The organism is Streptomyces sp. MS19, from assembly GCF_047200595.1.
In the GTDB taxonomy this organism is placed as follows: domain Bacteria; phylum Actinomycetota; class Actinomycetes; order Streptomycetales; family Streptomycetaceae; genus Streptomyces.
The window spans coordinates 1-8,998 of sequence record NZ_JBJZOH010000074.1; the positions used below are offsets into that span (position 1 = coordinate 1).

The following is an 8,998-nucleotide window of genomic DNA, read 5'->3' on the forward strand; positions in this document are numbered from 1 at the left end:
GACCTGGGCGGTCAGCCGGCCGGCGGGCCGGCTGCGGGGCGGATCAGTTCACGGGCGGGTAGGCGTTGGCCAGCAGCTCCTGGAACTGCGCGGAGAACCAGTGGCCCGCGACCGGCGCGTCCGGCAGGGCGCCGGACGGGTTGTTGCCGTTGCGCGGGTTGCCCTGGTACGTCGGGTCGCACATCCGGTCGAAGCCCTTGCCCTCGTCGTTCGGGATCTCCTCGCTGGCGCCGTCCGACTCACCCGGGGGCTTGATCCACGCGTAGGCGTCGATCCCGGGCGCGGGTGCGGCGGTCGGGCGCTCGCCGAGACCGGCGCCCGACTGGTTGCACCAGTTGCCGGCCTGGAGGCGGCCGTCGAGGCGGCTGCCGTCCACGTACGCGTCGAGGCTGGTCTGCGGGCCCGGCCCGGTGGGACGGTCGGGACCGCCCCAGCCGTTGCGCGAGGTGTCGATCAGCATGCCGATGTTCGAGTTGAACCCGAGGCTGACCAGCTGCTGGCGGAAGCCCTGCGCGAAGGACTGGTTGTCGACGTAGCGGTTCCAGTCGACCCAGCTGGACTGGCGGACGGAGGTGCCGTTCACCGAGTCGTCGATCGTGTAGTACGGCTCGACGGTCGGGCCGTAGTTCGCCGTGTTCACGATGAACCCGGCCACGTCGTCGACGGAGGCGCCGTTCATGGTGGCGGTGGTCTTGAACAGCTGGGCGGAGGCGAGGAGGTTGTCGTCCCAGCCGATCCAGCCGTAGTGACCGGCGTCGATGTAGTTGTAGACGTTGGGGATCGCGCCCAGCTCGGCGAGGGCGTAGGAGATGCCCTCCTGGTAGTTCCCGTTGGCCTTCATCACGTCGCACTGCGGCGTGGCGGTCTCCCGCGGGCTGACGTTGGTCACCAGGTTCGGCAGGGAGTCGATCTCCAGGATCGTGACGATCCGCAGGTCGGCGTAGGCCGGGTCGGAGAGGATGTCGGCGATCGGGTCGATGAACTCCGACTCGTAGATGTCGATGTCCTCGGGGCCCAGCTCGCCGTTGGACGCGAGCGCGGCGCAGTCGCGGCCCGGCAGGTTGTAGACGACGACCTGGAAGACGAAGTCGTCGTACCCCTCGGCCTGGACCATGGCCTCGTCGAGGTGGTCGCGCAGGCTCATGCCGCCGTTGACGCCCTGGATGGCGGCCCTGCGGTCGAGCCATACGGCGGTCGGTTCGTCGGCCACCGCCGCGCCGCCGGGCTCGGACGCCGCGTTCTCCGACCACTCGGGGTTCACGTAGACGCCGGCGCCGGCGTAGGGGTTGTCCACGCGGTCGCCCGGCTCACCGGGGTCGCCGGGGTCGCCCGGATCACCGGGATCGCCCGGGTCGCCCGGGTCGCCCGGGTCCTCGCCGCAGGTGACGCCGTTGACGGAGAACGAGGTCGGCGCGGCGTTGGTGCCCGAGTAGTTGAAGTTGGCGCCCGTGCTGACGGAGGCGCCGGGGGCGATGGTGCCGTTCCAGCTGATGTTGCTGACGGTGACGGTGCGGCCGGACTGCGACCAGGTGCCGTTCCAGCCCTGCTGGAGCTGCTGGTTGCCCGCGTAGGAGTAGGTGAGGGTCCAGCCGTTGGTGGCGGTGTCACCTGTGTTGGTGACCGTGACGTCGGCCGTGAAGCCGGAGCCCCAGTCGTTGGCGGAGTAGTCCACGTCGCAGCCGAACGCGGCGGCCGACGCCGTGCCCTGGAGCATTCCGCCGGTGCCCAGGCCGGCGGCGACCAGGGCACCGGCCGTCAGCAGCGCCGAGCGCCTGCGTCGTGCGGGTGGGTGGGTGGTGCGGCTCATGGGGGTCCTTTCGGTGGTTGCGGAGTCCCGTCGCCTCGCGGCCGGGGCGTCGTCGCGACCGGTACGACGCCCGTCCTGGCGTGTGACTCACCTTGGAAGCGCTCCCATTGACTGAAGGGAACGTAGCGGCAACCGCCGCCGGGCGCCAGGGTCGCGGTCAAGAAACTTATCGACTCACCAACCACTCACCTCAGGCAGCTCAAGGGAAAAGCCGGGCGACCATGGCGTTCTGTCAGAAGACTTGACGCGTACGCGCCCCCCTCACATTCTTGGGAGCGCTCCCATTGACTGTCACCCGCGACCACCGGACGAGCGCCGTCCGCACCGATCGGACGCATCCCACGACCCGAGCCGCAAGGAAGGGACCGCTGTCATGCGGGTTCGCAAGAATGCTCCGCCAGGAGCCCCACCGCCGTCGCAGCCCGAGCTGCGCCGCCGCGCCAGGCGCGCGCGGCGCGGCCGCCTCGCCGCACTGATCGCCCTCGCGCTGCCGATGGGCCTCACCGCCGGGCTCGGCCAGAGCACGTCGGCGTCGGCCGCCGCGTTCGGCTGCGCGGTGGACTACACCGCCAACGACTGGGGCTCCGGTTTCACGGCCGACGTCACGGTCACCAACACGGGCGACACCGCCGTCAACGGCTGGACGCTCGTCTACGCGTACGCCGGGAACCAGCAGCTCCAGCAGGGCTGGAACGGCACCTGGTCGCAGTCCGGCCGCACCGTCACCGTCGGCAACACCACCTGGAACGCCGCGATCGCCCCCGGCGCCTCCGTCAGCGCGGGCGCCAACTTCAGCTACTCGGGCGCCAACACCTCCCCCACCGCCTTCACCGTCAACGGCGTCACCTGCGGCGACGACGGCGGCCCGCAGGAGCCGGAGGACGCGGCGGTCGTCGCCACGCCCTCCTCGCTGGCGGTCCAGTCGGGCAGCACCGGCACGTTCGGCATCCGGCTGAGCGAGCAGCCGACGGGCAACGTCACGGTGAGCACCGCCAGGACCGCGGGGAACACAGGGCTGTCCGTGACGGCGGGCGCCACGCGCACGTTCACGCCGTCGAACTGGAACATCACGCAGCAGGTCACCGTCACGGCCGCCGCGACGGGCAGCGGCGCGGCGACGTTCACCGCGAGCGCGCCCGGCCATGACGCGGCGACGGTCACGGTGACGCAGCTCGGCGAGGCCGAGGGCGAGTACGAAGAGCGGTTCATCGAGCTGTACGAGAAGGTGAAGAACCCGGCCAACGGGTACTTCTCCGACGAGGGCATCCCCTACCACGCCGTGGAGACGCTGCTGGTGGAGGCGCCGGACTACGGGCACGAGACGACGTCGGAGGCGTACTCGTACCTGATCTGGCTGGAGGCCCAGTACGGCAGGGTGACCGGCGACTGGGGGCCGTTCAACGACGCGTGGGATGTCATGGAGGAATTCATGATCCCCGAGGCGGACGAGCAGCCGACCAACAGCTTCTACGACCCCGGCTCCCCCGCCACCTACGCGCCGGAGAGCAACGACCCGGCCGACTACCCGGCGCAGCTCGACCAGTCGGTCCCGGTGGGCGACGACCCGCTGGCGAACGAGCTGTCGTCCACCTACAACACGGACGACATCTACGGCATGCACTGGATCCAGGACGTCGACGACATCTACGGCTACGGCGACGCCTGCGGTGGCACGGCGGGCGATCCGACGTTCATCAACACCTTCCAGCGCGGGCCGCAGGAGTCGGTGTGGGAGACGGTGCCGCAGCCGTCGTGCGAGGACTTCACGTACGGCGGGGAGAACGGGTACCTCGACCTGTTCACCGGTGACGCCAGCTACGCGGAGCAGTGGCGGTACACCAACGCGCCCGACGCCGACGCGCGTGCGGTGCAGGCCGCGTACTGGGCCAACCAGTGGGCGGCTGAGCAGGGCAACCAGGCCGACGTAGCGGCGACGGTGGACAAGGCGTCGCGTATGGGCGACTACCTGCGCTACGCGATGTACGACAAGTACTTCAAGGAGATCGGCAACTGCGTGGGCGCCACCGCGTGCCCCGCCGCCAGCGGCAAGGACAGCGCACACTACCTGCTGTCCTGGTACTACGCGTGGGGTGGCGCGCTGGACAGCTCGGCCGGCTGGGCGTGGCGCATCGGGTCCAGCTACGCGCACTTCGGGTACCAGAACCCGATGGCCGCGTACGCCCTGAGCAGTGACGCCGCCCTGGTGCCGGGCTCGCCCACGGCGGACGACGACTGGGACACCAGCCTCCAGCGGCAGCTGGAGTTCTACCGCTGGCTCCAGTCGGACGAGGGCGCCATCGCGGGTGGTGCCACGAACAGCTGGGAGGGCCACTACGGGACGCCCCCGGCGGGCACCCCCACGTTCTACGGCATGTTCTACGACGAGAAGCCCGTCTACCACGACCCGCCGTCGAACCAGTGGTTCGGCATGCAGGCGTGGTCGATGCAGCGCCTCGCGGAGTACTACTACTCGTCGGACGACGCGCTCGCGGGCGAGGTCCTCGACAAGTGGGTGGACTGGGTCCTGAGCGAGGTGACCATCGGCACGGGCGGGGACTACGCGATCCCGGCGACGCTGGAGTGGTCGGGCGCCCCGGACACGTGGAACGCCGCCGACCCGGGTGACAACGGCGGTCTGCACGTCGAGGTGACCGCGCACTCGCAGGACGCCGGTGTCACGGGCTCGCTGGCCAACGCGCTGGCGTACTACGCCGCCGCGTCCGGCGACACCGAGGCGCAGGAGGCCGCCGCCGGGCTGCTCGACGCCCTGTGGGCCAACTCCGACGACCTGGGCGTCGCGGTGCCCGAGCAGCGCACCGACTTCGCGCGCTTCGACGACGAGATCTACATCCCGTCGGGCTGGAGCGGCACGATGCCCAACGGCGACACGATCGAGCCCGGCTCGACGTTCGAGTCGATCCGCACCTTCTACCACGACGACCCGGACTGGCCTGCGGTGGAGGCGTACCTGAACGGCGGCGAGGCGCCGACGTTCACCTACCACCGCTTCTGGGCGCAGGCGGACATCGCCATCGCGCTGGCGACGTACGCCGAACTCTTCGGCGAGTGACACCACAGCACCACAGCACCACAGCACCACGGCACCATCGCAACACCACCGGGGCCCCGGGGCGTTCACACGCTCCGGGGCTCCGCCCTGTCGGGCGCGCGCACGGGCGGCGCTATGGTGTTCGCCATCCCCCACGCCGTCCCACCCAGAGACGGGGCACCACCATGGACTACTGCTCCACCTGCCGCAGACATCTGAACGGCGCGCTGATCTGCCCGGGTTGCGGGCAGCTGACGGAGCGCGGGCGCGAGGACACCGGGGCGAATCCCGTCGTGGCGCCCGACGTGACGGCCCCGCTCGACGCCGTGCCGGAGGACGAGGCGGCGGACGACGGGGCGCCCGGCGCGCGGCGCGGCAGGTCGGCGCACGCGGCGCGGCCCCGTACGCGGCGCCGGTACGCGGTGGCGACGGTGCTCGGGCTGCTGATCCTCGGGGTGGCGGTGGCCGAGGTGGGGGACGTCGGGCTGCCCGCGTTCGTGCCGTCGGGCGGGAGCGGTGAGCCGGAGGCGGCGGCGTCGCCCGCGCCGTCCGGGGAGCCCACGCCGGACGGCGGGACGTCCGCGCCCGCCGACCCGTGGACGCCGACCGTGCCGGAGCCGTCGTCCGCCGGCCCCGACGGCGCCGCGACCGACACCGGGGAGGACAACGGCGGGGACGACGCGGACGACCCCGCGCCGTCGGGGCCGGCGGACGACGGCGGCGCGACGGACGGGCCCACGCCCGACCCCGAACCGTCCGCGCCCGCCGAACCGACCGGCGGCGGGGACGTACCGCCGCCCCCGGCGACGGAGGACCCGCAGCCCACCCCCACGACGCCCGCGCCGACGCCGTCGGACACGGCCACGCCGACGCCGGACCCCACGCCGACGGATGACGGCGGGGGCGGGGACGACGGAGAGGACGACGACGACTGCTGGTGGTTCTGGTGCTGAGTCGGGCTCAGCTCGTGCGCAGCGACCCCTGGTCGAAGCCCTTGACGACCTGCCCCCAGTAGCCCGGGTAGATGTTGCTCTCCAGGTCGGTGACGGCGTTGGCGATGTCCGTCTCGTTGATGCCGTTGGGCTCGGGCAGCGGGTAGTCGGTGGCGTTCTCGCCGCGCGTCGGGTTCTCGTAGCCGGCGGCCTGGGCGGCGTAGGCGACGATGGTGCGGATGGGCTCGTCACCGCGTTCGATGGAGTCCCACTGCGCGGCGCGGACACCGTTGTCGCCCGGGTCGGGGAGGGTGTAGCGCAGGCCCTCGATCAGGCCGTACGCGCCGACACTGACGCCCGCGTACGGTACGGCCCCCAGGCCGGCGAGCCCTGCGCTCACCCAGGCGGCGGTGCTGATGGTGTTCATCGCGGTGATGCGCTGCTTCATGGGCAGGGTGCCCGAGTCGTTCTCGCGCGCCGCGTAATCCTCGAAGCCCGCGACGCGGCCCACGGCCTGGAGGGCGGACGGGGCGTGCCTGTCGTCGAGGAACGCCTGGTACGCGGTGGCCGTCTTCCAGGCGGTCAGGTCGCGCTCGAAGCCGGCGCGCACCTCGTCGTCGGCGTGGTGCATGAGACGGAAGAGTCCCTGCTGCTGGCCACGGTTCAGCTCGAAGGCGTGCGTGTGGTTCTCCCCCAGGAGGTTGGAGAAGAGGACGTCGCCCCCTGCGGCGGTGGTGTGGAACCCGGAGGAACCGGCTTCGCCGGACAGCTGGGAGACAAGGTTCATGTAGCGGACCATGGTGTCGCCCACGGCGCGTTCGAGCGGGGCGTGGTCCAGCGGGGCGTACTGGGCGATGGTGCCGTTGTGCTTGCCCTGGATGTCGCCGACGTGGTCCCCGGCGTAGGCCAGCACGTCGTATGCGGCCTCGACGTACGGGCGGGCGGCGTCGCTGTGCTCGTCCACGCCCTCCGGAACCGTGGTGCCGCTCCCGATGAGCGCGGCGGCACCTCCGCTGTCCTCCCAGTGCAGCGTGAGGAGGCCCTCGCGGAAGGTGTCGTCGGTCAGGAGCCCGGCGCTGGCCTCGGTGTTCAGGGCGACGGCGGACAGCAGGTCGCCGCTGCCGCTGTTGGCCAGGTCCTCGTAGCCGCCGTCCATGTACTGGTACTGGGACAAGGTCTGCGCGGTGACCGCCGTGTCGGCCAGGACGCGGGCGAAGGCGTCGCCCGGCGGGGTGTCGGCGGTGGCCATCAGCGTGCCGAAGCCGTTGAAGGCCGTCAGGGCGTCCCGGTACGCGCCGTCCGGTGCGTCGAGCTGCGTCAGGATGGCGGGGGTCAGGCCCTCGGCGAGCGTGCTGTCGCCCGTACCGATGAGGAAGGTGCGTACGGCGGCGGGTATGTCGTCGAACTGCTCCGGGTCGGCGGGATCGACGCCGCCGAGGTCCGGGTCGAGCAGCAGCATGACGCTGTCGGCCACCCGCCGGGCGGCGGCGAACTGGATGCCCGCCTGGCCGGGGTCGAGGCCCTCGGTCCGCTCGGTGAGCGCGCCCAGCACGGCGAGATCGGCCGCGTCCAGGCCGCCGAGGAACTCCTCCAGGTACGCGCGGGTGGCGGGCGTAAGGGGGTGGGGCGGGGTGCCCGGTGCGGTGTACGGGTCGGTGAGGATGGCGGCCAGGCCCTCGGTGAGGGCGAGGAGGCGGTCCGGGTCCGGGGGCCGGCGGTCGAGTTCGTCGGCGAACTCCGCCGAGAGGTGGCGCGCCAGCCCTTCGGTGGTCCACAGGTGCAGCGGGCTGTCGGCGATGTCGTAGTGGTGCTCGGCCAGTTCGCTGCCGTAGTCGGTGAGGCGGCGGTGGTAGGCCGCGATGTCGTCGGCGACGGTCTCGGCCGCGGTGACCGCCGCGGCCTTGACGACGGCCAGGTGCCGGGCGCGGATGCGGCCGGCGGCGGCTTCGGGGGACTCGCTGAAGCCGGGCCACGGCGGATTGCCGCCGGGCGGGGGCAGCAGCCCGTCAGGGGTGCGCGCGGGCGGTACGAGGGCCAGGTCCGGCACCGGGCGTGCCTGCCAGTCGGCCCAGTCCCGGCCCGCCGCCGCCAGCTCCCGCTGGTAGACCTCCTCCAGGCCGCCCTTGCCGTGGACGGCCTGGTCCACGTCGTACGCGGTGTGCAGCGCGTCCTTGGCGGCGAGGGCGAGGTAGTGGGCGACGGTGGCGGCGTCGTCACCGTCGTCGCCCAGGGCCCGGGAGGTCTCCTCGACGCGCCGGTCCGCGTCCACCAGCGTCGTCGCGTCCACGCTGCCCGCCTCGGCCGCCGTGCCGGTGGCCCGGCGCGCCCTGCCGCCCGCGTCCCCCGCCTCCGCGGCGGCCCTGGACCAGATGACGCCGGAGTCGGCGATGCCCTCCGGGTCCACCTCGTCGGTGAACTCACGGCTGCGGGTCCACGGCTTCCTGCCCGCCTCCTGTTCGATGTCGGCGCGGGTGAAATGGACGGTGGGCATCACGGAACTCCAGGAGTGCCGCCGCGATTGCGGGGCGGAAGAGTGGGAACGGCTCCGGGCGCGCCCGGACGCGGGCGCGCGGGAAGTCCGGGGCGCGGAACGGCATGCGGACGAGCGGTCAGAAAGGGAGCGGGCGGTGGGCCCGACAGGAGAGAAATCGCTCAAAAATCCGCATGTGAGCAGTCTAATGAGGGCCGGTCAGGTGCTCTGACCGGCCCTGATGCCACGCAGCGGGGGGCAATACCGCGGCAACACGGCGTTCGCTTCCGGGGCCCGGAGTGCTTGCGGAAGCACGGCTGACAGCGCCTGTGAAGGAATGATGAATTCCTTGCTGCGCGGTGCGGCGGGGCCCCTTCCGGGGCCGCCGGGGCCGCCGGGGCCGCCGGGGCCCTGGGGCCCTGGGGCCCTGGGGCCCGTCTTCGAGGGGCTGCCCCGCCCGTGTCCCGCCCCCGGCCCGGCGGCCGAGGGGCGTACGCGGGCGCGGGAAGTCGCCGTGCGATCCGGCGCCTTGCGCGTCCGCGCGCCCCTGGGGCGCGCGGACGCGGCCGGCCGCCCTCGGCGAAGACGGGCCCCGGGGACGGTTCCCGCGCCTCCCCGCCGAACCAGGAGGTGCGGACGGCCGGGGAACGGGAGCCGCCCGTTCCCCGGCCAGGCCCGGCGCCGGTCGCGGGGGGGGGGGGGGGGGGGGGGGGGGGGGGGGGGGGGGGGGGGGGGGGGGG

At 72.7% G+C, this 8,998-nt stretch carries 4 protein-coding genes; 2 read left to right on the forward strand and 2 right to left on the reverse strand.

Going from position 1 to position 8,998, the window contains the following annotated elements; genetic code table 11:
• Positions 1 to 43 precede the first annotated feature (43 nt).
• Positions 44 to 1,807 carry a glycoside hydrolase family 6 protein gene (locus ACL02R_RS29630; RefSeq protein WP_412800048.1) on the reverse strand — a complete coding sequence of 588 codons (1,764 nt, stop codon included), beginning with the start codon at positions 1,805 to 1,807 and terminating at the stop codon, positions 44 to 46.
• 373 nt (positions 1,808 to 2,180) lie between these two features.
• Between ACL02R_RS29630 and ACL02R_RS29635 the strand changes: the two genes are divergently transcribed.
• Entirely contained in the window at positions 2,181 to 4,877 is a 2,697-nt protein-coding gene (locus ACL02R_RS29635; RefSeq protein ID WP_412800049.1) for a glycoside hydrolase family 48 protein, read from the forward strand.
• 164 nt (positions 4,878 to 5,041) lie between these two features.
• Complete coding sequence (locus ACL02R_RS29640; protein ID WP_412800050.1) at positions 5,042 to 5,809, forward strand: hypothetical protein; 768 nt, start codon at positions 5,042 to 5,044, stop codon at positions 5,807 to 5,809.
• A 7-nt stretch (positions 5,810 to 5,816) separates the two neighbouring features.
• Here ACL02R_RS29640 and ACL02R_RS29645 read toward each other — a convergent pair whose 3' ends face one another.
• On the reverse strand, positions 5,817 to 8,279 hold the full coding sequence (locus ACL02R_RS29645; RefSeq protein WP_412800051.1) for a hypothetical protein: 2,463 nt from the start codon (positions 8,277 to 8,279) through the stop codon (positions 5,817 to 5,819).
• Positions 8,280 to 8,998: the final 719 nt, after the last annotated feature.